Raw genomic sequence first — 22,289 nt, 5'->3', positions numbered from 1 at the left:
AGGACAGCAGCTTCAGCTGTCTGCTTCTGTGGTGGAATCCGTAGGGTAGTCTGTGAGGGGTCGGTGGCGAATAAAGTCTCTAGGCGTTACATTTTCCACAAACTTGCGGAAGGCCTCGCGCTCAGCTTCGTCGGCATCCTGATTCATTGGGATCGAGGCCTCCGCAATGACTTCCTCTACCGTCCAGATGGGGGCGTGGGCCCGCAGAGCCAGGGCAATACCATCGCTGGGACGGCAGTCGATCTCCTGCTTTTTGTCACCGCTAACCGTGACCAGCACCGCATAAAAAGTGTTGTCTAGCAAGGCATGGATAATGACCCGCTCCAGCTTAATTCCCCAAGCTTTCCAGGAGTTGAGGATAAGATCATGGGTCATGGGGCGGAGCGGCTTCTGATCGTCCAGGGCCTGCAAAATGGCATTGGCTTCTGCTTTTCCTACCCAGATAGGCAGAGCACGACGTCCATGGGTATCGCGCAGGATGACAATGGGGTTCTGGTTAACGGCATCGACCGCAATCCCAGCCACCTGCATCTCGATCATGGTCAACTGCCTCCAGCCTCTGGATCTCGATCGTACCCATGGGTAGAAAACTTTGGCAACACGCATGAGCTCAATGCGGCACTCAATTGCAGTAGCTCTCCTCGGCGGCACCAGTGAAAGCCGCAGCTTAGCCGCCGCCCTTAGCCAAGAAGGGATCCCTTGGATAGCTACGGTTACCACTGCAGGGGGAAGCAGGCTTTACCGGGATTTGCCTGGGCAGGTGGTGGTTACCCGCTTTTCGCTGCCCTCTTTGGCACAATTCCTGCAGGAGCGGCGGATTGGGGTGCTGGTGGATGCCTCCCATCCCTTTGCCCAGCAGATCTCGCAGCTGGCTATACAGGTAACAGCCCAACTGGGGATCCCCTACCTGCGCTACGAACGTCCTTCTGTAGGTCTAGATCCGTGGGTGCAGGTGGCGCCGGGCTGGCAGACCGTCCTCAGCGAGAGCGTACTGGCGGGGCGGCGGGTGCTCTTAACGGTGGGGGTGAAGGCGTTGCCCTTGTTTGTACCCTGGCAGGATCGCTGCCAGTTGTACGCGCGGGTGCTTCCGGAGTCAGTTCCCCAGGCGGTGCGGGCTGGGATTGCTGCCGAGCGGGTCATTGGCAGGCGTTTGCCCCTGAGCTTTGAGGAGGAACTGCAGCTTTGGCAGAGGCTGGAGCCCCAAGTGGTTATTACTAAGGACTCCGGGGAAGCCGGTGGTCTACTGGTCAAGCAGGCCGTGGCTAAGACCCTAGGAATCCCCCTCTGGGTGATCCAACGACCCCCTTTGCCCTACCCCTGGTGTAGCCAGAATTTGGCTGAGGTGGTGCAGGAGTGCCAACGTCAGCTGGAGAAATTTAAAACGGCTCCTCTGCAGGCAAATCAGGCTCGCGATCGGGACGGGATCCCAGCAGCTCCAGCCGCTCCACGGCAATAACGGGCCGCTGGCGCTCCTCCCCTGTGGATCTGTCTTTCCAGCGATCGAACTTCAGGCTGCCCGTCACCCCAATGAGGCTGCCTTTACGCACATACTCCCCCGCCACCTCAGCGGTGCGTCCCCACAGCTCTAGGTTAAACCAATCGGGCTTGTCTTCGCCCTTGCGGAAGCGGTTGACCGCCAGGCTAAAGGTACACACCACCTTGCCCGATTCAAAGTAACGCACTTCCGGATCCGTACCGGCCCGGCCCACCAGGGTCACCAGGTTCAGGCTCATGGGCTTTTCTCCAGACTACTGACCGCTCTAGCCTTTTTTGTTTTAGCGCCCGCAAGGGATGCAGCGCCAGCCTCAGGCCTTTGGGTCAGCGGGCTATTGCCCTTGTAGTTTGAGGCTGGGGATGGTTTTCTGGGGGGATCCAAAAATCTCTGCGAGTGAGTAGCCGCAAGGGGGCGCTGATTGTGTTGCAAAGATTTACAATGTCAGAGGCCCCAGAGTCCCTGCCGGCCCAGGCCTTCTCAGCGGCCAGCAGGAAGGGTTGACTACTGCAAGCGGAAGCATTCAGCACCATTTCCCATGGAATTCATCTACGCATACGCCTGGTTGATCCCCGTCTATCCCCTAGTGGCGGCCTTTTTGCTGGGTCTAGGCATTTTGGTCTTCAACGCCTGGACAAGGGCCAACCGGGCTCTGGCCGCCTTTTTGAGCGTATTTGCAACGGGGACGGCGATGGTTCACGCCTTTGCCCTCTTGGCCAGCCAGCTGCAAGGCCATGAGGCCGTCCTTAGAACCATCACCTGGGCCCAGGCGGGCTCCTTCTCGCTGGACATGGGCTTTGTGGTCGACCACCTCAGCGCCATGATGCTGGTGGTGGTGACCACGGTGGCCTTCTTGGTGCAGATCTACTCCGATGGCTACATGGCCCAGGATCCCGGCTATGTGCGTTTCTATGCTTACCTAAGCCTGTTTGCCTCCTCGATGCTGGGCCTGGTGCTCAGTCCCAACCTGGTACAGATCTACATCTTCTGGGAGCTGGTGGGGATGTGCTCCTACCTGCTGATTGGCTTCTGGTACGAGCGGCAGGCGGCGGCAGAGGCAGCCCAGAAGGCATTTGTGGTCAACCGGGTGGGCGACTTTGGTCTGTTGCTGGGCATTTTGGGCTTTTACTGGATTTCTGGAACCTTCGAGTTCGAGGAACTGGCCCGCAATGTGGAGCAGATGGTGGCCAACGGCGCGGTGAGCAGCAGCTTGGTTGCCCTGTTTGCCCTCTTGGTGTTCTTGGGGCCAGTGGCCAAGTCAGCTCAGTTCCCGCTGCACGTGTGGCTGCCGGATGCCATGGAAGGTCCCACGCCCATTTCCGCCCTCATCCACGCGGCCACCATGGTGGCTGCCGGAGTATTCCTGTTGGCGCGTATGTTTCCGGTCTTGGAAGGGATCCCGGCAGTCATGGATCTCATTGCCTGGACAGGGGCAGGGACGGCCTTTTTGGGGGCCAGCATCGCCATTACCCAAAACGACATCAAAAAGGGCCTGGCCTACTCCACTATTTCCCAATTGGGCTATATGGTCATGGCCATGGGCTGCGGTGCCTATGGGGCCAGCCTGTTTCACCTGATGACCCACGCCTACTTCAAGGCGCTGCTCTTTTTGGGATCCGGCTCGGTCATCCACGGCATGGAGGCGGTGGTGGGCCACGACCCAGTTTTGGCCCAGGACATGCGCCTGATGGGAGGGCTGCGCAAATACATGCCAGTTACGGCCCTCACGTTTTTGATTGGCACGCTGGCCATCTGTGGGATCCCGCCCTTTGCCGGCTTCTGGTCCAAGGACGAGATCTTGGCTGCGGTTTTTGAGCACAACCCCGCTCTCTGGGGGGTGGGCTTCCTCACGGCAGGGATCACCGCCTTCTACATGTTCCGCATCTACTTCCTTACCTTTGAAGGGGAGTTTCGCGGCACCAACCTCAAGCTGCGCCAGGAGGTAGCTGTCAGCCAGGGCCGACCGGTGCCGGCTTTTGCCTATGCGTTTGCCGGGAAAGAGGCCGCCTTTGGGCCTGGAGCCATGAACATTTACGAAAAGCCCCAGCCCAGCAGCCATCCCGAAGCTGGGAAAGAGGGGCACGAAGGGCATGGGCAGGCCGCTGAACCGCATGAGTCGCCGCTATCGATGACAATTCCGCTGGTGGCGCTGGCCGTTCCCTCGCTGCTGATTGGGTTGGTGGGCACTCCCTTTGCCAACTTCTTCGAGGCGTTCATCCATCCGCCTAGTGAGGCTGCAGCAGAAGCTGGTTGGGCCCAGGTGGCAGCCGAGTGGCAAGCAGTGCTGGCGGGCCGCTTCGACTGGCGGGAGTTTGTGATCATGGCAGGCAGCTCGGTGGGCATTGGGCTGCTTGGCATTGCCTTGGCGGGTCTCATCTACTGGCAAAAGCGCATTGACCCCGGCACCTTCCCCCAAAGCCTGCAGCCGCTCTACTACTTCTCCCTCAACAAGTGGTATATCGACGATCTCTACGAGCGGGTCTTTGTGCAGGGTACTCGCTTTGTAGCGCGGGAGGCGCTGGAGGTGGACAGCCGCATTGTGGATGGGGTGGTCAACCTGACGGGGCTAGTGGCCATGGTCGGCGGCGAGGTGATGAAATACCTGGAGAACGGCAAGGCGCAGTTCTACGCCCTGATCATCTTTGCGGCAGTAGTGGTGATGGTGGTGCTTGCCAGGGTTGGGCTCTAGCCTGGGGGCCGTTGGTGGCGTCGACGCTGGCTAGCTTGGCCGGCTGCAGCTGCAACGGTGCTGCTACTGAGGGAAAACTAGGGCGCTCCTGCCCTGGGGCTGGGGGGCAGAAAAAGGGCTCCTACCCTCTGCGATTGGGGGGAGCCCTGTCCATTAACTGCCAGTGGCGGCGGGTGATTCTTGAAGCTCGACTCTGCCAAGAAGGGATCCCTTCCCTCCTCCCAAAGAGGTTGGACTTACTTATTGGGCTGAGGAGTGATCCGCAAGTAGGGCTTGAGCTCCTTGTAGCCTTTCGGGAACTTCTCCTTCAGCACTTCAGGATCTTGCAGCGAAGGTGGAATGATGACATCATCGCCATCTTTCCAGTCGGCGGGAGTGACAACGTTGTACTTATCCGTCAACTGCAGAGCATCGATTGCCCGCAGCAGCTCGTCGAAGTTGCGCCCCGTGCTAGCTGGATAGGTGAGGATAAGGCGGATTTTCTTGTTGGGATCAATAACGAACACTGAGCGCACCGTCAAAGGCAGTCCTTCTTGATTGAGGTTGGTCTGATCCAGCATGCCGTAGAGCTGGGAGACCTTGCGGTCAACGTCTGCCAAGATGGGATAAGTCACCCGGGCATTCTGGGTTTCCTCGATGTCTTTTACCCAACCAAGGTGGGAGTCTACATCGTCCACGCTGAGGGCTAGCACCTTCACCCCTCGCTTCTCGAACTCAGGCATCAGCTTGGCAACAGTACCCAGCTCGGTGGTGCAGACTGGCGTGTAGTCGGCGGGGTGGGAGAACAACACTACCCAGCTATCCCCGGCCCAGGAATAGAAGTCGATTTCGCCGTGGGTGGACTTTTGCGTAAAATTGGGAGCCGTATCGCCAAGTCGGAGAGACATACACTCTTTCTCCTCAGTAAAGGGTTCAGTCAGTCCGCTGAGGGTAGGATTTGATCCATCCGCCCCCTATTTTGCCACAAAAACTCTACTTTCCCGAGCGGATTTTAGGAGATTTTTAGATCATCGCCAACCTGGCCGCAAGGCGAGAAGCCCTTTCCTAATGTAAACAATTGTTGTGGGAGGTCTTAACATTCTGTAGCTTCCTTACAGGCTGCAACGGCGGCGTGCTAGGGGTCTAGCTCCTCTGCTGAGGTCATGGGATCGATGGAAAGCCTAGAAGCAGTTACACCTTACAGCCTCGCCACCCTGTGGGCCCAAAAATATGTAGACAAGCTGCGGGCACAGGCGGCCTTGGGCGAGCTGCCGGGTACCCAATTAGCCGACAAAGTGAAGGGATCCCTGCGCTTTGCCAGCTCCCAGGCCTGGGCAAAAACGGAGCGGCTCTTGGCTGCCGAAATCCCGCGGTAGCGGCTGGATCCGGACTTGATCGATCCCTGGCAAATTGCCGAGGACTCCCGCGAGTTATTTGAAAAAGCAGCGGAAAGTTGGGGGGAGGGCTTCTCGCCGGCCCGCTTTTCGGTAAAGATCGCGCCGCTCTGTGGCCAGCTGCGGGCCCGCTACAGCGAACAGGATCCGCGGTGCTGGGCTTTTTAACGTAAGGTGCGGAATTCCCCACGGTCTATACGGTGGGGAGGGATAGCACCCTCTGACTGATTCTGGTTCTAGGGAGCAAATCATGCCAAAGCCTAGCCCTTCCCAATACACTTTAGTGACCAGTATTTCGTTACAAACACTACGTGCAAGTGAATTCTAAAAACTGCGTCAGCGTCGCTTCTTGGTCTGCCATTCTCGATGCTACACTTGCTGTGGCTTCGACTAAGTCACAAAAGGTGACTGAAACTGGACTGGTAATCAGGCGGCAGACCTTTCGGCTGTACCCCAACAAAACCCAAAAGCGGGCTTTGTTGGATGCCCGCCGTTTGCACTGTTACCTCTACAATGCTTGTGTTGCTCACCGACGCTATGAGTACCGGCGCAACCGTCGGACGGTTACTTACCTTGAGCAACAAAACATCTTGCCGGAGTTCAAGAAAGCTTGGCCGGAGTTTGCTCAGCTCAACGCCCAGTCTCTGCAAGCTACAGTCAAGCGGGTAGATTTTGCCTATCAGCGCTTCTTTCAGGGGCTAAGCAAAAAGCCCAAGTTCAAGTCAATCAAGCGGTACTCCGGCTGGACATATCCTAGCGCTACGGGGTGGAAGGTCAATACTAATGGTAAGCACGGCACCGTTACTCTCAGGGACTTGGGCATTACCCTGAGGATGCGGGGCAAAGCAAAGAACTGGGGGAAGCCTACCACGCTTACTATTGTCTACAAACCAACTTTGCGGCAGTGGTATGCTTCCTTCACCGTAGAGGTGGAAGTACCTCGGCCTAAGTTTGGTTCCCAGTCAGACTTGAAGTATGAGTCCATCGTCGCCTACGATTTGGGCACCGAGACCGCCATAACTCTGTACGACGGGAGTGAGTTCCATGAAGTTGCTAATCCTCGGTTTACGCAGAGGAGTGAGGAGAAAGTTCGCAAGGTCGCCAAGCTCAAGCGGCGGAAGCGTGCTCCTGGGAAGGGAGTGAAAGCTTCTAGGAGATGGAAGAAAATCAACCGGCTGGAAGCTAAGCTCAAAGCCAAGGTTGCTCGCCAGCGTAGAGATTGGCAACACAAGGTTACCTCAGAGATTGCGCGTCGTTATGACATCGGGGTGACCGAGAAACTCAACGTTAGGGGCATGACCCGTAAAGCCGAGGGTAAAGGGAAGAAGCGTAAGGCCGGACTAAACAAGTCTATTTTGTCGGTGGGGTTTGGTACGCTGAACCAAATGCTGACCTACAAGATTGAGCAGAAAGGTGGTCTGGTCTTGTTTCTTCCTACACAAACCCTCAAGCCGTCTCAGCGCTGTCCCAAGTGCGGTGCTGTTCACAAGGAGTGGGCAGACCTGAGTAACCGTTACCATGTCTGCCCTGCCTGTGGTTTTGCGATAGAGAGGGACAGGGGGACGGTAATGGTGCTGTACAACGTTGCCCTCAATAGGCAACCGGGGTTGGGAACCAGCCTCGTTAGTCTTGGATGCTTCAGCTCTACTTCAGAGACCCGGTACACGGGATCTATGAAGCAACTAGGGCAGAAGAAGAGACAAAAGCTCTGCTGTCAAGCGGGTGAGGAAACCCCACCCGCCTGCGCGGTGGGGTAGTTCATGCATGCAATTCCAGTACACGGGGCAGATGGTCTTGCAAGCTCTATCCCCTCAGGAGCGCAGCCTCTTCCACCCCTACTTGAAGGTCATGGACGACCACCTGTACATGCCCCTGCAGAGGATGTACGAGGGTGCCGCTGTTCACGCCGGCGATAGCACTTCTTCTGCCTCTTTGCTGGCTGTTCAGGAACTGCTGCCCATCGTAACCAGTGTGGCGGAGTTTATCTGTGCCGAAGTGGCTCAGCGTTTCCCGGACTATCGCTGCGAAAGCGGCCCCTTGACGGATCTGGAGGTGCGGATTTCCAGCATCCGCGATGTGGAGATGTTCCAGGTGTACCTGGGCCTCTGTGCCTTGGAAGGCAGCGTGGTGGCTGTGCAGCAGGAGCTGTTTCCCCTTTGCGTGATGCTGTACCCCCCTCTGAAGGTGGAGTGGAAACTGGTGCGGCAGATGCTGGAGCTGTTGGATGAGGCTTTGCACTCTCGTCTTAGCCCGGCTAGCTACACTTTCCTCCTGCCTTACCTGCAAGCTGTACAAGGGATGTTCTCTCTGGAGGTTTTCCCCGAAAGCGACCCGATCTGGAGCCATCATCCCGACGTACTGCGCTATATGGGAACGGCGCGGAAGCTGCTGCAAGAACTGGTCAGTCAGGAAGTCACTTAAAAATCCTCACGCTTGTCCATCTCCGTCTTTGCAGCAGAAGGGCTGTTAGGCTAGCGCTATTCAAACCCGCCGGGATCTACGGAGTGTCCAGGAAGGGGCTGGGCTCCACCAGCTCGGCCACAAATTGGTGCAGGATGGGTAGGTAGCGCTCCCCGGCTACCTGTAGCAGATTGTTGTGATCGGCTCCCTCGATGGGGATCAAACGCTTGGGATCCCGTGCTGCTTGGTAAAGGGCTTCGGCATGCCAGAAGGGGATCAAGCGATCCTGAGTGCCGTGCAAAATCAGCAGCGGGCAATTGATCTGGGCAATGCGGCTGAGGTTGTCGAAGCGATCAAAAGGCAGCAGCGGGATGCGGGTCAAAACGCGAAAAGCGGTTACAAAGGTGGATTCCAGGATCAAGCCCCCCACTGGCTTGTGGGCTGCTAGGTAAACTGAGGGCCCACCTCCCACCGAGCGTCCATAAAGCAGAATCCGCCCCGGCGGGATCCCCTGATCTCGTAGGTAAGCGTAGGCCGCTTCAATGTCTTTGTAGGCACCGGCCTCGGAAGGGATCCCTTCGCTGGTGCCGTAGCCGCGGTAGTCGTAGGCCAAGACGCTAAACCCCCCCTGCTGCAGCTTCCTCAGGCGCGGCAGGATATCCCCCAAGTCCTCAGCGTTGCCGTGGCTGTAGAGGAGGGTATAGGTGGCTGCGGGATTGGGCAGGTAGACCGCTGAAATCTGCAGGCCATCGGCGGTGGTGAGTTTGAGAATGGCGTCCCCATCCTGGTAGCTGGCGGGGCGGGGCAAAAAGATCAGCCGCTCCGATTGAAACCAGCCCAGCCAGAGCAGGTAGCCGTACACCCCCAGGCCAATGAGCAGCAAGGATGGCCCCAGCCGCAGTCCCAGAAAGGGCTTACTCATTGCTCCTTCCCCTCACCCCCGGCCTCTCTCCCGCTGGGAGGGATTGGGCAGCGACGTTGGGCGCCTTAGGATTTGGCTAGCAGGGCAGAACCTTTCCAAAGGCAAACTCCAATCCAGTTAACCAAAGTATGAGCGACGATGGTTACCAACAGGTTTCCCGACAGCCACACGCCCATCCCTAGGAGAATACCTACGGCACTGGCCCAGACGGCATAGGGCCAACCCTGCCACTCTAGCCAGTGTAAAACCCCAAACAAGAGCCCGCTCAGGAGGATCCCGCCCGTCCACCCCAAGGGGCTGGCCACCAGGGCTGTCATCAGCACGCCGCGAAACAGCCACTCCTCGCTCCACCCCGGCAGCACCCCCACCCAGAAGACGTCTCCCCATTGCAAGGGATCCGCCACCAGGTGCAAGTAGGCGGAAGCTACCCGGCGATAGGCTGGCCAAAGCCAGTAAGCCCCGCCGCTCAGCAGCGCCACCCCCAGCCCCAGCGCCGCTCCCCAGGCGACGGCCAGCGGATCCCAACGGAAGGGCACGCGGAGGGATCCCAGCCAGATCCAGAGACCGGCAATAAGCGCCAGGATCAGGCTGGTCAGGCCCATTCCGATCAGGATCTGTTGGCGGGTACAGGGCTGCATCTTGGCACTCATGGGAGGAGCCTATTCCCAGCGTAGAGCGAATCCCGACAAGAACGGCTGCCCGAATCACACTGGCAGCGGGGAAGACTCTCAGTTGATGCTCTCCCCAGTCCTAGAGAGCGGGGTTTGCGCCGCCCTTGTCTCGGTCAAGGGGGTAGGAGCTTGGGATCCCCCTCTCCTTTCAAGGCAAGTGCTGCCTTAGCAACTGGGCGTGCTGGGCCGATCGCTCCACCCAAACAGCCACTTGGTCAGGGCTGAGGGCTGGCCCGTCGGCATAGCAGGCCAGCCAAGCCTGGCACAAGGCTTCAGGATCTTCTGGGATCGCCTCGAGATCCCAGCCGGGCATGCCCAATTCCCCGAGCAGCGTTTTTACTTTGGGATCGTAGCTGAGGCCAAAGCAGGCACAACCCTCAGCCGCCGCCATCACCAAGCCGTGGTAGCGCATCACAATTGCCAATCTCACCCCCCGGAAGACCCCCTTTAAAAGACAGGGATCCCGAATCTCCAACACCTGGCTGGGGCCGGGCAGGCGCTGTTGCAGCTGTTGCGCTAGGCGGTAGTCTGGGCCGAGGTCCAGGGATCCGGGAGGAGCGAGTTGGAAGGGTAGCAAAAGCAGATAAGCCCCTGTGGCAGCCTGGAGGCGCCTCAAGCCTTCCGCCAAAGTCTCAAGTCGCGCTGGAGTGAGCTGGGGATGCTGCCGCAAGACCACGGCAATGCGGGGCTGAGGCCATCTTTCCCACTCCAGCAGGGTTTTGGCGGGCAGGCCCCAAACCGGATCCGGGGCCACCTGGTGGGGGATCCCCCAATCTCGCAGCCATTGGGAGGCAACGGCGTCGCGCACACTGATGGCCGTACAACCTGCTAGAGACCGGCGGGCCAGCTCGCGGATCCAGCCCCGCTGCAAAGGCCCGATCCCTTGCGCCCACGCCAAGGTCTTCAGCCCCCGCCGCTGGGCCCAGAGCATTAGACCCAGGTAGTAAAGCGGGCTGCGCCAACTGGTGCGATCCTGTAGCAGGCTGCCCCCACCCCAGATGAAAGCTTGAGACTGCCCCAGATAGCGCCGCAAAGCCCAGCCGTCAAAGCGCGGACAGGCCAGCACCCCATAGGTGGCAGCCGTTGCCTCAGGGCGGGGAGAAAGCACCACTGGCTGCACGGGATTGGGCAACTGCCGCAGCTGCTGCAAGAGAGCCAGCAACAGGGCCTCGTCGCCGGCATTGCCGTAGCCGTAGTAGCCACAGATCAAAATCTGTGGCCCCAAAATCTGTGGCTGCTTCATGAGCCCCCTTGACTGAAAGAAGCTGGCCTGGGAGAGATCACCTCGAACCACTTGCGTGGGGAGCTCCATCAGCGCTGCATTTCCCCACTCTCTCCGATAAAGTTGGGAAAAGCTCCAATAACGATGTTGCCAGCGCTTCCAGTTCCCAGGAGACAAGGACCCCAGCTGCTTGCGCTGCAGGGGACTTGAAGTTAGCGAGGCTGCCCTCTGGTGCCAGCCCTGTTGCATCGCCCGCCTTCCTCTTGCCTCTGCCTGCCAAATCTAGGGGGGTAGCTTCCCCCCCCCAGCCAACTCTACTAGTGAACTTAGAGGCGGCAGTTGGTCATGGGAAAAGGGAGAGCGGGATCCGGGTCAAGTGGAGGGGGATCCCAGCAGCCAGCCGGCAAAGGAGGCGGGATACTTGCAGACATTGCCCTGGGCTATGGGATGCGGGAATCAGCCGTAGTAACCCTGGTTGATGCGGTTTTCTAGCTGGCTAGCCCCTTCGCGATACTCGCCAAACACGAAGTTCTCCGCGTTGGCCTTGATCAGCGCCTTTTGCTGCTCCGTTAGCTCCGGGATCTTCAGCATGTCCTCTAGGCTTTTGTAAGGAGCGTTTTTCACCAGGATGCGGGCCAGAGTGGGGTAGAAACCAGGCAACTGGCGGTAGTTGCGCAGGATAGTGTTGTTGACGTCAATCGGAGTGTCGAGGTGTTTTACCGGCGGCAGCTCTGCCGCCGCAGCAGGGATCCCAAGCGAGGCCAAGCCCAGGCAAAGCATCAATAAGACAGGCAAGCAGGTAGACAGCAGCCGACGCATAGTACCACCTCTGCAAACGGGATTGAAAGCAGCCATAACCGCGCTCACGGGATAGGTTGCTAACGTTTTCCGACCATTTAGTGTCTCATCCTCGCTACCTCGCATCGAGACCCAAATTCGGGTTGAGATACCGGCAGAAATAATTTTTAACAACTATGATGGGGAAACAGTCCGCTTGCAACTGGCTAACTTGCCCTTGCGTTTGGCTTGTCCTATGTCCGACTTAGCCCAGCTCTACCCTTCTTCCCTCCGCTCCTCTAGGCAGGAGGCTCTTCAAGCTCCCCCTGACCCAGATCCCGACCTAGAGCTGCTAGAGCAGCGGGAACTCTTCGTCTGGCGGCACATCGGGCCGGATGCCCGGCAGATCCGCCAGATGTTGCAGGCCTTGGGATTGGGCTCCCTCCGAGAGCTGGTGGAAAAGGCAGTGCCAGCAGCAATTCGCAGCAACCGGCCCTTGCAACTGGGATCCCCGTGCCCTGAGTCTCAAGTGTTGGCGGAGCTGAGGGCAATGGCGTCCCAAAACCAGGTGTGGCGCTCCTTTTTGGGCATGGGCTATTCCAACTGCCTGACGCCGCCGGTAATTCAGCGCAACATCCTGGAAAACCCTGCCTGGTACACCCCCTACACCCCCTATCAGGCGGAGATTGCCCAGGGGCGGCTAGAAGCCCTGCTCAATTTCCAGACGATGGTGATTGATCTAACAGGGATGGAGATTGCCAATGCTTCCCTACTGGACGAAGCCACTGCTGCTGCCGAAGCCATGAACCTGGCCTACACCTTAGCGGGCAAGCAATCCCCAGTTTTTTGGGTGGATCGCGGCTGCCATCCCCAGACCATTGCCGTCGTGCAGACACGGGCAGAACCCTTGGGGATCCAGGTGCGCGTGGCCGATCCTTCCCAGTTTGAGCTTGGGAACGGCTTTGGTGTGCTCTTACAGTATCCCAACACCTATGGAGAGATCCGGGATTACCGCGACCTGGTGGAGCAGGCTCACCAAAGAGGGATGGTGGTGGCCGTAGCCGCCGACTTGCTCAGCCTGACTCTCTTGCAACCGCCAGGGGAGTGGGGAGCGGACATTGTGGTGGGAACCACTCAGCGCTTCGGGGTGCCCCTGGGCTACGGCGGCCCCCACGCCGCCTACTTTGCCACTCGCGAGGCCCACAAACGGCTGCTGCCGGGGCGCCTAGTGGGGATCTCCCAAGATGCCCAGGGCAGGCCGGCCCTGCGCCTAGCCCTGCAAACGCGGGAGCAGCACATCCGCCGCGACAAGGCCACCAGCAACATCTGCACCGCCCAGGTGCTCTTGGCGGTGGTGGCCTCCATGTATGCCGTCTATCACGGCCCGCGCGGCCTGCGGCAAATTGCCGAACGCATCCATCGCCAGGCCCATCACCTGGCCGCCGGGATCCAGGGCCTGGGCTACAGAGTGGGGCCAGAGTATTTCTTCGACACCTTTTGGGTAAGGGCAGCCTCTCCAGAGCAGGTGCAGCAGATCCAAGAGCGGGCCGCCCAGCGGCGCATCAACCTGCGGCGGATCGACGAGACAACTCTAGGGATCAGCCTGGACGAGGCCACCACCTCTCAAGATCTGCGGGATCTCTGGGGAATCTTCGCCGGCTCCAGGGAGCCAGCCTGGGATCCCGAGGGCCTGAGTTCGGATCCCCACCAAAGCTTGCCGCCTCAGCTCTTGCGCACCACCCCCTACCTCACCCATCCGGTGTTTAACCGCTACCACTCGGAAACGGAGCTGCTGCGCTATATCCACCGCCTGCAGAGCCGGGATCTCTCCCTTGTCCACTCCATGATCCCCTTGGGCTCCTGCACCATGAAGCTGAATGCCACGGCAGAAATGCTGCCGATGACCTGGCCGGAGTTTGCCCAGCTCCATCCTTTTGTGCCCCTGGAACAAGCTCGCGGCTATCAAACCCTCTTTGCCCAGTTGGAGCGAATGCTGGCGGAGATCACCGGCTTTGCCGGCGTCTCCCTCCAGCCCAACGCTGGATCCCAGGGGGAATATGCCGGCTTGCTGGCCATTCGTCGCTACCACCAGGCCCGCGGGGAAAGCCAGCGCCAGGTATGCCTGATCCCCACCTCTGCCCATGGCACCAACCCCGCCAGCGCTGTCATGGCCGGGATGCAGGTGGTGAGCGTGGCCTGCGACAGGGCCGGCAACATCGACCTCGAAGACCTGCGGGCCAAGGTGGAGCAGCACCGGGAACGCCTGGCTGCCCTGATGATTACCTACCCCTCCACCCATGGGGTGTTTGAGGAAGGGATCCGCGAGATTTGCCAGATGATCCACGAGGCCGGAGGGCAGGTGTACATGGATGGGGCCAACCTCAACGCCCAGGTGGGCCTCTGCCGTCCGGCGGAGTTAGGGGCTGATGTCTGCCACCTCAACCTGCACAAGACCTTCTGCATCCCCCACGGCGGGGGCGGGCCAGGGGTGGGGCCCATTGCCGTTGCCCGTCATCTCCTGCCCTATTTGCCCGGCCACCCCTTTTTGCCTGGCTGCAACGGCCCGGTTAGCGCCGCCCCCTGGGGCAGTGCCAGCATCCTGCCCATTGCCTGGGCCTACATCCGCCTCATGGGATCCGCCGGCCTTACCCTAGCTACCCAGGTGGCCCTCCTCAATGCCAATTACATCGCCAGGCGGTTGGATCCCTACTACCCGGTGCTCTACAAAGGGCCGGGGGGATGGGTGGCCCACGAGTGCATCCTGGACCTGCGCCCCCTCAAGAAAAGCGTCGGCATTGAGGTTGAGGATGTAGCCAAGCGGCTAATGGACTACGGCTTCCACGCCCCCACCATCTCCTGGCCAGTGCCGGGGACACTGATGGTGGAGCCCACCGAGAGCGAATCCCTAGAAGAGCTGGATCGCTTCTGTGAGGCAATGATTGCCATTCGCCAGGAGATTGCTGCCATTGAGCGGGGCGAGATGGATCCCGTGCGCAATCCCCTTAAACTTGCCCCCCACACCGCCGAGGTAGTGGCCGCCGATCACTGGGATCGCCCCTACCCTCGCTCCCTAGCCGCCTATCCCCTCCCGTGGGTCAAGGAGCGCAAGTTCTGGCCCAGTGTCAGCCGCATCGACAACGCCTACGGAGATCGTCACCTGGTGTGCAGTTGTCAACCTTGGCTGGAAGGCTGAATTAAGCTGCCTGCGGCTGGTCCAGCTCTGAGGAAGAGGGACTGAGCTGCTTGGCCTCTTGCACAAGGCGCTCAGTCTCTGGCAGCGAAGCCAGCACCTGCGGCAGCACCTCCTTATCGGCCTCAACAGCCCTCTCCGTTTCTTGCAGGAGATTTATTGAGTCCCCGGTAAGCAGGTCAGCCACCGGAGACAGTTGCGCCTTCAGCGAGGCGTTCTCTTGCTCCAATTCCGCCAACCGCCTTTGCAGGCTATCCATTTGCCGATCTCGCTCTCCCAGAGCTGCTTCCAGCTCACGGTTGCGGGCCTCCAACGCTTGGTGGGCTGCCTCTGCTTGGTTCAGCCGTTCTGTTAAGCTTGCCAATTCATCCTCCAAACTGGTGACGCGACTCACCTGTTCCAATAGTCGAGCTTCTTTCTCCTGCAGTTCTTCTCGCAGGGAACAAATCAAGCGATCCCTCTGTTCGACGCACTGCTGTAACTGTTCGACCTGCTGTCGTAGAATAGGCAGTTGAACCAAAGCCTTCTTGGCTAGGCCGAGAATTTCCCTGAAGCTCTCCTGCAGGCGGCTGTAGGAGTAATCCAATTTGGCAAAGGCTTCGTTGAGCGCAAGGTAAGCCTTGCATACCTCCATGTAGCGCTGGGCCAGAGAAGTGGGGTGATCCATGATATAGAGTCCAGGTGGGGGTACCGTGTCTATTTTATGCCGTTCATTCTATCGACCCAACTCGGAAAAGAGGTGATTCGCTACAACAACTGGGGGATTAATTTTACTTTAAGATTTTCCTCTCTCTAGGCAAGCAGCTCACGTCCTGCCCCGGCAGGATTCAAACTCTCTGGCAAAAACGGCCCTTAAGAGTAGCACATTTTTACTCCCATCGAGGGGATCACACATTTAGCGTCTGGAGCAAAAGATTCAAAATTGAAACACTAGATATAGTTCAAAAGGGGGCTTCTGCTGGCTCAGGCAGGCCGCGCATCCGGGATCCCCAGCGCTTCCAGATGGGCGGCGGCCCGCAACAGGTTGGCCTCTTGGTAGGGGGCAGCCACCAGTTGCACGCCAAAGGGCAGGGATCCGCCCTCGCGCAGCGGCACCGACAGCACCGGCAGGCCGACAAACGAGAGGGGCTGGGTGTAGAGGCCGAGGTTGGGCCGGGTGAGGACTTCCACCCCAGTGACTTCTCTTGGTCAAGCAAAGGGGCAGGCCAGGGGGCGGTGGGGCGATCCGTGGATGAGGAGGGCAGGGGCCCGGGGATCCCGCCAGCGAATCTGCTCCAAACATGGGCACTCACAGATCCCCGGCGGACAGCTCTGGCCATTGCGAACCCGCCGGCGCTCCTGAAGGCCACCCAAGGCAGAATCCAATGACAAGACCGTCCTCGGCTATGGGGTGGTCATCGACGCCGTGCTACCTGGCGGGGGCCAAAGGCGTTCGCGGGGCAAGACAGGGCGAGTCACTGCCTGCCGCTCCCATTCCTCCAAACCGGAGCGACGACCGGCAGCAGAACTGGGGGCACTGGCCTGCAGGCGCTTGCGGAACAGGCGCAACTGCTGTTGCTCGGCGGCGGGAGAAACACGCTGGGCAAAGAGGGGATGCAAGAGCTTCTCTTCCTGCTCAAACTGGGCCCGCAACTGCTGATAAAAATGAAGGGCAGCAGAGGGATCCAACTGCTGCGGCTCACGCTCCGCCTGGTGCAAAAAGCGGGTCAGCTCCGGGATCTGATCCCGCATCCGCTGCTCCAACCCCTCAACCTGGCTGCTAAGCCGAGGCTCCGCCGCCAGGGCTGCCCTGAGCAGCGGGTAGAGGGCGTGGCGCTCCAGTTGGATATGGCGGGAGAGGCGCTGCCGCAACCTTTGCACCCAGAGACGCCGCTGCTCCAGATCCAACTCCGAGGCCCGAGAGAGACGAGCCAAGAGCTGCAGGATAACACGGTGCTGCTCGGCCCAAAGGGCAACCAGTGTAGACATGGCAGTTCACCGGACTAGCTTAACTTTGTCAAGAAAGGGCAGCTTGCGTAAGGGTACGGGACTGGTGCAGGTGTCTTGGCTACACCCCAACAGCAATCCCGGCAAAAGCTGCCCTCCGGTTGCTAGGCTTGCACAAGCCAGCGGCGTTTCCAGGCGGAAGTGGGCTCAAGGGGTGAAGTTTGCTGTTCCTGCTGGCGCTGCAGCCGAATCTGGGCTCTATCCCCTCGCAAGGTGGGATCCCGGTAGGGCACCGCGGCGCGGGTTTTCAGGTGCTCCCACTCGACGGGGGAGAGGGGCGGCAGGTGATCCGGTTGAGGTGAGGCCACCGTGCCTGGCCAGGGGCGACCCACCGGTGGTGTCGAGCCGATAAACAGGCCTGCCTCCAGCAGAGCTGCCCGCACTGCTGCCGCACAGGAATAGGTGGCCAGAATCCCGCCGGGGCGCATTCGCGCCGCCACTGCCCGCAAAAAGTCCACCGTCCACAGCTCTGGGCAAACGGAAGGGGAGAAGGGATCCAAAAACACCGCATCCGCCCATCCCAGCGGCACCTGCAACAGAGTTTGGCGGGCATCTCCCCACAGCAGCCTTCCGCGCCAGCGCGGTGATTGCCAGGATCCCTCGTGGATAAAACGTTGCCACTCCTGGCTAAAGCTCCAAGTGGATCCCACCCCCACCTGCCAGGCCTGGCGGGGCACCTCTGGGGATCGCTCTAGGCCAATGACTTCCACACGGCAATTGGGCCGCACCTGCCAGATTGTCTCCAAGGCTAGGCCGGAGTTGTAGCCAAGGCCAAAGCAAATATCCAAAAGGCAAATAGGATCCTCCGGATCCCGCTCCAACGGCAGCCGATCCAGCCGGCAAGGGCGGACGAACTTCTCCAGTGCCTCCTGGGCAGCGCCGCTGAGGTTGTGAAAAGCCTGCCCGAACTCCTGGGAGAAAAAAGTCAGGGATCCATCCCCTGTGGTCAGCACCTGCCACTGGGTTTCTGCGGTCATGGTCTACTGCAAGTCTCTATTTCCAGCTTGGCGATTCTTTGATAGCTTGAGAACGTTAAGATGAGTTTCGCGGCTCACCGGCAGGGCTTGTAGATTCAGCTCTGGCCATCCCTAGCTAGGGGGGTACCTCAGCGGCTATGTCTTTACTGGATTGGTTTGCCGAGCGGCGCAAACAGACTTCTCTCAACTTGACAGGCAGCAGCCCCTTTGACAAAGAGCGGCAAGTGCGAGAGATTGCCGACGGCCTGTGGCAGAAGTGTCCAGCTTGTGATGCGCTCACCTACACCAAGGATCTGCAGCAGAACTGGCAGGTCTGCCCTAGCTGTGGCTACCACCATCGCATCACAGCCCCGCAGCGGCTGGAGCAGCTTTTGGATCCCGGCTCCTGGCAGCCCCTCGACGAGCACCTGGCCCCCACCGATCCGCTGCATTTTTTTGACCAAAAGCCCTACGCCGAGCGCCTGGCCGCCTACCAGGAGCGCACCCAGCTCAAGGATGCCGTCTTGACCGGGCTGGGCACTCTGGAAGGGATGAGGGTGGCCATTGGCGTCATGGATTTCCGCTTCATGGGCGGCAGCATGGGCTCGGTTGTAGGCGAGAAGATTACCCGTCTCACCGAACGCGCCACCTGCGATCACCTGCCCCTGATCCTTTTTTCGGCCTCGGGGGGAGCCCGTATGCAGGAAGGGATCCTCAGCCTGATGCAGATGGCCAAAACAGCAGCCGCTCTGCAAAGGCACCGCGAAGCCGGGCAGTTGTTTATCTCCGTGCTTACCCATCCCACCTATGGGGGAGTGACCGCCAGCTTTGCCATGCTGGGAGACTTGATCCTGGCCGAACCCGGCGCCCAGATAGGGTTTGCCGGGCCCAATGTTATCGAGCAAACCATTGGCAAGGGCAAACTCCCGGAGGGCTTCCAGACGGCTGAGTACTTGCTAGCCCATGGGCTCATCGATGCAATCGTGCCGCGGACTGAACTGCGCAAGCGCTTGGCCCAATTGCTTGCTATGCACCGTCCCCGCCTACATATGTCCCTTCCCACGCCCGACGGCCCGGATCTGAGATGGGAAGCCAAGGTGGGATCCCTCTCTACGGGGTAGTCGCCAGCTCCCCCTTCCCTTTGGCAGATAATCTCAGCCAGCTGGAAATTGTCCTGCCAAAGAAGCGGCAGAAGGGGAATTTTCTGCTGAGGGGTTCATGGCAGCAACCGATAGTGCTAAGGTAGGGCATGAAGTCTTGACCAGAAACAATGGATCTTAAGCTACGCATCCGGACTGCCAAAACTCCGCAAGGGCAAGAACTGGCGATTGTGCCCCTGGAGGGTCGCTTTGACGCCAGGGCCGCTTCCGAAGTGCGGCAGTTGCTGCAGCAGGTTTTGGATTTTGGCTACCACAACCTGTTGATTGACATGTCGGCAGTTACTTTTATGGATAGCTCTGGCCTAGGGGTGCTGATCTCGGCCCTGCGCAAGTGCCGGGCTGCCGGTGGCAACCTCAGCCTCTGTTGCGTTCCCGAAAGCGTCGCCCTTGTCCTCAGGCTCACCTCAATGGAGAAGGTCTTGACCTGTTTTGACGACCTGGAGACGGCTGTTGCCAATTTCTCCACTGCTTCCGCCGCCCGCTAGGCCAACTGAGTTGCTGCGATGCCCTGCCTACGCCTCTGACTTTGTTCCCAGGATCCGTTGAGGAGGCTTAGCCATGCCCCAAGCTGGCCTCGATACCTTTCAGCTCCTTTACCAGCACCACCGTGGCCCTAGCTTTTGCGAGCAGATGCTGGCTACCGCTCCTGGGCGCTTCAATGAGGCTTTTTGGCAGTTTTGGCAGCAGCATGTTGAGCCCTGCTTGCCCGCTGCGCCCTGCCTGCTGGATTTGGGAACGGGGCCGGGGTATGTCCTCCGGCAGTGGGCCCAGCGCTACCCCGGCGGACATTTCATTGGCGTAGATTTAATGCCCTACATGTTGGAGCGGGCAGCGGCAGACTTGAAAGACATCCCTGGCATCCACCTGCTGCAGGACGACCTGCACGATCCCCACTTGCCCCTGCCAGATGGCAGCGTTGATGCAGCCCAGGCAGTGGTGGTGATCCACGAGATGGTGCAGCCGGTGCGCCTGTTGCAAGCGGTGCGACGCCTGCTCAAGCCAGGAGGACGGTTTTTGCTAGTGGACTGGGTGCGCGCCCCGCTTAGTCTCTACTTCGATGCTGCCACAGAAGCCCAACTGTTTCAGCCGGAAACACCCCTAGACACCTTGGTGGATCAGTTTACCCACTTCTACGAGCACAACCGCTTCAGCGCTGAGGACCTAGCCTGGCTGTTGGAGAAGGTTGGCTTGAGAGTGGTGGCGCAAGAGCTCTACGGGAAGAATCGCTTTGTGCGACTTGTGGCGGAAAAGCCCTAGAGGACTTCAGGGATCCGCCGCTCGGCCTGTGCCTGGGCAAACACCTCCACCTCGGTGTTCATCTTGCGCAGTTGGCGGGCCAACTTAATGGCCTTGTCGCGGGGGAGAGGGGGGCTCACCACCGCCGGCAGGCAGCGCAACAGCGGCTTCAGGGCCGTCTTGGGCAGCCCCGCATAAAACGATAAGGTGGAGAGGATCTCGTCTTCAAAGTAGGGGTTGCGGTATTCCAAAAGCCGCACTTGATAGAGTTCCGGCGGCAGGGGGCGTCCCTGGGCCAGGCGAAGCAGGGATCCCACCGTCCCCATCACGTATAGGCGATCCCCCCGCTTCAACAGGGTCTCGCCCTCTTTCTGCCAGATCTTGGGAAAAACACAGGGCCGGCCCGGCCGGGAGTGATGCAGCAAGATCGCCAGGTCGTAATCCTGGGCCAGTTGCCGTAGGGATAGCCCCAGGTAAGGGTCATGGGCCGAGACCTCCAGCAGCGTCACCAGCAGCGTTTTCCCGTCCCAAGTCAAGGTGCCGTAAACGGATCCCACCAACGCTGCCGTAGCAAAAGCCCGCGCCCCCAGGGCCGTGGTGCTGTAGCTGGTTCCCAGCGTCTGCAGATGCCGCTGCATCCGCGCCGCCAGCGCAGGATCCGTGACCCGCAAAATGGTGCGGATCCCAGGTTGCAGGCTGTGGGCGGTCAGGGCGGTCTCGAGGTTGGTGAGATCGTCAGGCGTCGTGCAGATCAAAGAGCGGCTGCTTTGGATGCGGGCCTGGTGCAGCGTGCTGGCCAAGGCGTAGTTGCCTCGGATCACCACCGCCCCCTCCCGTTCCGCGGCCTTCAGCAGGGGATTGTCGCTGTCGGGCTCTACCACCACCACCTCATAGCCCATCTGCCGCAACAATTGCAGCACCAAGTAGCTCAGCCGTCCCAACCCCGCGATCACCACGTGATCCGCTTTGGGCATGCGGGCGGCCCCACCCAGCCCAAAGCGGCTGCTCACCAACTTGTCGGTCACCAATCCGTAGATTAACCCCACCAGAGCAGCCCCCACCAAGGTCATGGCCACCGCCACCACCTTCACCCCTAGAGGGGTCTCCGCTTGCTGAAAAGCTTCGATATCTCCGTAGCCCCCCGTCAGCACCACAATGGTCAGCAGCAGCGCGTCGACGACCGGCTTGCCAATCCTCCTGAAGTTGATCACCCCCAGCACCAGCATTCCTCCTAGGGTGAAGACGAGGGTGCGGACGAGGGGCTTGACCTGGAGCAGCTGCCGCAGTCCCTTGTCTAGCCAAGACAAAAAAGATTCCCAGCTGGGGGATTGGCGTCGCTGCCCCCGTTTTTGGTTTTTCGCATGAGCCCAGCGCTGCGCCCGCGAAGAACCTCGCCGCCCGTTGCGCTCCAACAGTTGCAAATAGGCCCGCGGGTCGCAGACGACCAAAATGCGATCCCCCTCCAGCAGCTCTGCCTTGGGGTCGAAATCCTCGAAAACCCGAGACTCGGAAAAGTTGGACAGTCCATCTCCAGGGTAGTGAAACAGCACCCGCGCCCGGAAAGTTTCTTCCAGTTCCTCAAGGGGCATGTGCAGCAGACGGGAGTTGTAGCCAATGGTCAGCTCCACCACGTTCCAGAGGGTGGTCTCTTGCTCAGCACCAAAGTGGACCGGATCCGCCAGCTCCGGTGGCAGCGTAGCCGGCTGAGCCTCTAGCTGAGGCAGCTCGAAGTAGCCAACAAATTCGTCCGAGACGGCCTTGAGGGCGAAGGCAGGGGCCGCTAAGCCGGCAACTGAGAGGGAAAAATGCTGCGGCAAAATTGAGTCCAAGTAGCGGGCAAGGCTAGGGTTAAACAGACGAGAGACAATACGCGCCTGCGGGTTGAGATCTCGAATCAAGAGGGCCAGCTCGAAGTTGGCTTGGTCGTTGTCCTCCAAAAGCAAGGCCACCTTAATCTGCTCAATCCCCGCCTGGCGCAACACTTCCGCCCGGTGCGGATCCCCCTGCAGGTATTGCCATCCCCCTTTCCGAGAGGGCGGCGGGCAGGGAGCCACCACCACTGCCCGCTGTCCAAATTCTTCTAGAATCTCTAGCGTCAACTCTGCCAAATCGTTGTAGCCACAGAGTAGAACGGAGGCACCTAGGGGGCAGCCATTGTCTTGTAGGTACACACTTGGCGTTTGGGAAAGAGAGCCAGCCATACCCTCTCCTCTGC

The 22,289-nt window shown here is 59.7% G+C and carries 22 protein-coding genes; 10 read left to right on the top strand and 12 right to left on the bottom strand.

The window, feature by feature from the left end:
* Positions 1-12: 12 nt before the first annotated feature.
* On the bottom strand, positions 13-540 hold the full coding sequence (locus NW822_RS08400; RefSeq protein ID WP_414362203.1) for a bifunctional nuclease family protein: 528 nt from the start codon (positions 538-540) through the stop codon (positions 13-15).
* A 73-nt stretch (positions 541-613) separates the two neighbouring features.
* Here NW822_RS08400 and NW822_RS08395 point away from each other — a divergent pair, with 73 nt between their 5' ends.
* Positions 614-1,456, top strand: coding sequence for a cobalt-precorrin-6A reductase (locus NW822_RS08395; RefSeq protein ID WP_414404144.1), 843 nt, complete (start codon positions 614-616; stop codon positions 1,454-1,456).
* Here the strand turns inward: NW822_RS08395 and NW822_RS08390 are convergent.
* Positions 1,377-1,733, bottom strand: coding sequence for a single-stranded DNA-binding protein (locus NW822_RS08390; protein ID WP_414362199.1), 357 nt, complete (start codon positions 1,731-1,733; stop codon positions 1,377-1,379). The two genes, NW822_RS08395 and NW822_RS08390, sit on opposite strands and share 80 nt — an antisense overlap.
* 297 nt (positions 1,734-2,030) lie before the next feature.
* Between NW822_RS08390 and NW822_RS08385 the strand changes: the two genes are divergently transcribed.
* Positions 2,031-4,181 carry an NAD(P)H-quinone oxidoreductase subunit 5 gene (locus NW822_RS08385; RefSeq protein WP_414404143.1) on the top strand — a complete coding sequence of 717 codons (2,151 nt, stop codon included), beginning with the start codon at positions 2,031-2,033 and terminating at the stop codon, positions 4,179-4,181.
* A 236-nt stretch (positions 4,182-4,417) separates the two neighbouring features.
* Here NW822_RS08385 and NW822_RS08380 read toward each other — a convergent pair whose 3' ends face one another.
* Positions 4,418-5,068 (bottom strand): peroxiredoxin, encoded by a 651-nt coding sequence (locus tag NW822_RS08380; protein ID WP_414362196.1) that lies wholly within the window; start codon positions 5,066-5,068, stop codon positions 4,418-4,420.
* A 255-nt stretch (positions 5,069-5,323) separates the two neighbouring features.
* Here NW822_RS08380 and NW822_RS08375 point away from each other — a divergent pair, with 255 nt between their 5' ends.
* The 4 genes from NW822_RS08375 (at position 5,324) to NW822_RS08360 (ending at position 7,975) form a co-directional block, all read left to right on the top strand.
* Positions 5,324-5,536 (top strand): hypothetical protein, encoded by a 213-nt coding sequence (locus NW822_RS08375; protein WP_414404142.1) that lies wholly within the window; start codon positions 5,324-5,326, stop codon positions 5,534-5,536.
* A 15-nt stretch (positions 5,537-5,551) separates the two neighbouring features.
* Positions 5,552-5,722, top strand: coding sequence for a hypothetical protein (locus tag NW822_RS08370; protein WP_414404141.1), 171 nt, complete (start codon positions 5,552-5,554; stop codon positions 5,720-5,722).
* Positions 5,723-5,958: 236 nt separating this feature from the next.
* Positions 5,959-7,311 (top strand): RNA-guided endonuclease InsQ/TnpB family protein, encoded by a 1,353-nt coding sequence (locus NW822_RS08365; RefSeq protein WP_414404140.1) that lies wholly within the window; start codon positions 5,959-5,961, stop codon positions 7,309-7,311.
* 7 nt (positions 7,312-7,318) lie between these two features.
* Positions 7,319-7,975, top strand: coding sequence for a hypothetical protein (locus tag NW822_RS08360; protein WP_414404139.1), 657 nt, complete (start codon positions 7,319-7,321; stop codon positions 7,973-7,975).
* 76 nt (positions 7,976-8,051) lie between these two features.
* Here the strand turns inward: NW822_RS08360 and NW822_RS08355 are convergent, their stop codons facing one another.
* From NW822_RS08355 to psbU, 4 genes are all read right to left on the bottom strand, one after another.
* Positions 8,052-8,876, bottom strand: coding sequence for an alpha/beta hydrolase (locus NW822_RS08355; RefSeq protein WP_414404138.1), 825 nt, complete (start codon positions 8,874-8,876; stop codon positions 8,052-8,054).
* Positions 8,877-8,941: 65 nt separating this feature from the next.
* Entirely contained in the window at positions 8,942-9,526 is a 585-nt protein-coding gene (locus NW822_RS08350) for a type II CAAX prenyl endopeptidase Rce1 family protein (protein WP_414404137.1), read from the bottom strand.
* Positions 9,527-9,695: 169 nt separating this feature from the next.
* Complete coding sequence (gene csaB / locus NW822_RS08345; protein WP_414404136.1) at positions 9,696-10,790, bottom strand: polysaccharide pyruvyl transferase CsaB; 1,095 nt, start codon at positions 10,788-10,790, stop codon at positions 9,696-9,698.
* Positions 10,791-11,225: 435 nt separating this feature from the next.
* Entirely contained in the window at positions 11,226-11,588 is a 363-nt protein-coding gene (psbU, locus tag NW822_RS08340; RefSeq protein WP_414404135.1) for a photosystem II complex extrinsic protein PsbU, read from the bottom strand.
* Positions 11,589-11,802: 214 nt separating this feature from the next.
* Between psbU and gcvP the strand changes: the two genes are divergently transcribed.
* Positions 11,803-14,739 (top strand): aminomethyl-transferring glycine dehydrogenase, encoded by a 2,937-nt coding sequence (gene gcvP, locus NW822_RS08335; RefSeq protein WP_414404134.1) that lies wholly within the window; start codon positions 11,803-11,805, stop codon positions 14,737-14,739.
* Between the two features lies 1 nt (position 14,740).
* Here gcvP and NW822_RS08330 read toward each other — a convergent pair whose 3' ends face one another.
* From NW822_RS08330 to NW822_RS08315, 4 genes are all read right to left on the bottom strand, one after another.
* Entirely contained in the window at positions 14,741-15,403 is a 663-nt protein-coding gene (locus NW822_RS08330; RefSeq protein ID WP_414404133.1) for a hypothetical protein, read from the bottom strand.
* A gap of 296 nt (positions 15,404-15,699) precedes the next feature.
* Complete coding sequence (locus tag NW822_RS08325; protein ID WP_414404132.1) at positions 15,700-15,906, bottom strand: hypothetical protein; 207 nt, start codon at positions 15,904-15,906, stop codon at positions 15,700-15,702.
* 213 nt (positions 15,907-16,119) lie between these two features.
* Positions 16,120-16,704 (bottom strand): hemerythrin domain-containing protein, encoded by a 585-nt coding sequence (locus NW822_RS08320; protein ID WP_414404131.1) that lies wholly within the window; start codon positions 16,702-16,704, stop codon positions 16,120-16,122.
* 122 nt (positions 16,705-16,826) lie between these two features.
* The gene (locus NW822_RS08315; protein WP_414404130.1) at positions 16,827-17,699 is read right to left on the bottom strand and encodes a tRNA (5-methylaminomethyl-2-thiouridine)(34)-methyltransferase MnmD; all 873 of its coding nucleotides are present in this window, start codon (positions 17,697-17,699) and stop codon (positions 16,827-16,829) included.
* 137 nt (positions 17,700-17,836) lie between these two features.
* On the opposite strand from NW822_RS08315, the gene accD reads away from it, so the two are divergent.
* From accD to NW822_RS08300, 3 genes are all read left to right on the top strand, one after another.
* Positions 17,837-18,799, top strand: a complete 963-nt coding sequence (gene accD, locus NW822_RS08310) for an acetyl-CoA carboxylase, carboxyltransferase subunit beta (protein WP_414362182.1) — start codon at positions 17,837-17,839, stop codon at positions 18,797-18,799.
* A 149-nt stretch (positions 18,800-18,948) separates the two neighbouring features.
* Positions 18,949-19,323: an STAS domain-containing protein gene (locus NW822_RS08305; protein ID WP_414362180.1), complete on the top strand. Its 375-nt coding sequence runs from the start codon at positions 18,949-18,951 to the stop codon at positions 19,321-19,323.
* Between the two features lie 73 nt (positions 19,324-19,396).
* A complete protein-coding gene (locus tag NW822_RS08300) occupies positions 19,397-20,095 on the top strand; it encodes a class I SAM-dependent methyltransferase (protein ID WP_414404129.1) in 699 nt (232 codons plus the stop codon).
* Here NW822_RS08300 and NW822_RS08295 read toward each other — a convergent pair.
* Positions 20,092-22,275: an NAD-binding protein gene (locus tag NW822_RS08295; RefSeq protein WP_414404128.1), complete on the bottom strand. Its 2,184-nt coding sequence runs from the start codon at positions 22,273-22,275 to the stop codon at positions 20,092-20,094. The two genes, NW822_RS08300 and NW822_RS08295, sit on opposite strands and share 4 nt — an antisense overlap.
* Between the last annotated feature and the right edge of the window lie 14 nt (positions 22,276-22,289).

The organism is Synechococcus sp. H70.2, assembly GCF_047462275.1.
Classification (GTDB): Bacteria; Cyanobacteriota; Cyanobacteriia; order Thermostichales; family Thermostichaceae; genus Thermostichus.
The sequence above is the reverse complement of the archived record's forward strand: the minus strand, read 5'-3'. Positions and strand labels throughout refer to the sequence as shown.

Excerpts from the sequence above, each read along its gene's own strand:
- NW822_RS08400 (WP_414362203.1), bottom strand. The coding sequence starts at position 540 with ATGATCGAGATGCAGGTGGCTGGGATTGCGGTCGATGCCGTTAACCAG.
- NW822_RS08395 (WP_414404144.1), top strand. The coding sequence starts at position 614 with ATGCGGCACTCAATTGCAGTAGCTCTCCTCGGCGGCACCAGTGAAAGC.
- NW822_RS08390 (WP_414362199.1), bottom strand. The coding sequence starts at position 1,733 with ATGAGCCTGAACCTGGTGACCCTGGTGGGCCGGGCCGGTACGGATCCG.
- NW822_RS08385 (WP_414404143.1), top strand. The coding sequence starts at position 2,031 with ATGGAATTCATCTACGCATACGCCTGGTTGATCCCCGTCTATCCCCTA.
- NW822_RS08380 (WP_414362196.1), bottom strand. The coding sequence starts at position 5,068 with ATGTCTCTCCGACTTGGCGATACGGCTCCCAATTTTACGCAAAAGTCC.
- NW822_RS08375 (WP_414404142.1), top strand. The coding sequence starts at position 5,324 with ATGGGATCGATGGAAAGCCTAGAAGCAGTTACACCTTACAGCCTCGCC.
- NW822_RS08360 (WP_414404139.1), top strand. The coding sequence starts at position 7,319 with ATGCAATTCCAGTACACGGGGCAGATGGTCTTGCAAGCTCTATCCCCT.
- NW822_RS08355 (WP_414404138.1), bottom strand. The coding sequence starts at position 8,876 with ATGAGTAAGCCCTTTCTGGGACTGCGGCTGGGGCCATCCTTGCTGCTC.
- NW822_RS08350 (WP_414404137.1), bottom strand. The coding sequence starts at position 9,526 with ATGAGTGCCAAGATGCAGCCCTGTACCCGCCAACAGATCCTGATCGGA.
- csaB (WP_414404136.1), bottom strand. The coding sequence starts at position 10,790 with ATGAAGCAGCCACAGATTTTGGGGCCACAGATTTTGATCTGTGGCTAC.
- psbU (WP_414404135.1), bottom strand. The coding sequence starts at position 11,588 with ATGCGTCGGCTGCTGTCTACCTGCTTGCCTGTCTTATTGATGCTTTGC.
- gcvP (WP_414404134.1), top strand. The coding sequence starts at position 11,803 with ATGTCCGACTTAGCCCAGCTCTACCCTTCTTCCCTCCGCTCCTCTAGG.
- NW822_RS08330 (WP_414404133.1), bottom strand. The coding sequence starts at position 15,403 with ATGGATCACCCCACTTCTCTGGCCCAGCGCTACATGGAGGTATGCAAG.
- NW822_RS08320 (WP_414404131.1), bottom strand. The coding sequence starts at position 16,704 with ATGTCTACACTGGTTGCCCTTTGGGCCGAGCAGCACCGTGTTATCCTG.
- NW822_RS08315 (WP_414404130.1), bottom strand. The coding sequence starts at position 17,699 with ATGACCGCAGAAACCCAGTGGCAGGTGCTGACCACAGGGGATGGATCC.
- accD (WP_414362182.1), top strand. The coding sequence starts at position 17,837 with ATGTCTTTACTGGATTGGTTTGCCGAGCGGCGCAAACAGACTTCTCTC.
- NW822_RS08305 (WP_414362180.1), top strand. The coding sequence starts at position 18,949 with ATGGATCTTAAGCTACGCATCCGGACTGCCAAAACTCCGCAAGGGCAA.
- NW822_RS08300 (WP_414404129.1), top strand. The coding sequence starts at position 19,397 with ATGCCCCAAGCTGGCCTCGATACCTTTCAGCTCCTTTACCAGCACCAC.
- NW822_RS08295 (WP_414404128.1), bottom strand. The coding sequence starts at position 22,275 with ATGGCTGGCTCTCTTTCCCAAACGCCAAGTGTGTACCTACAAGACAAT.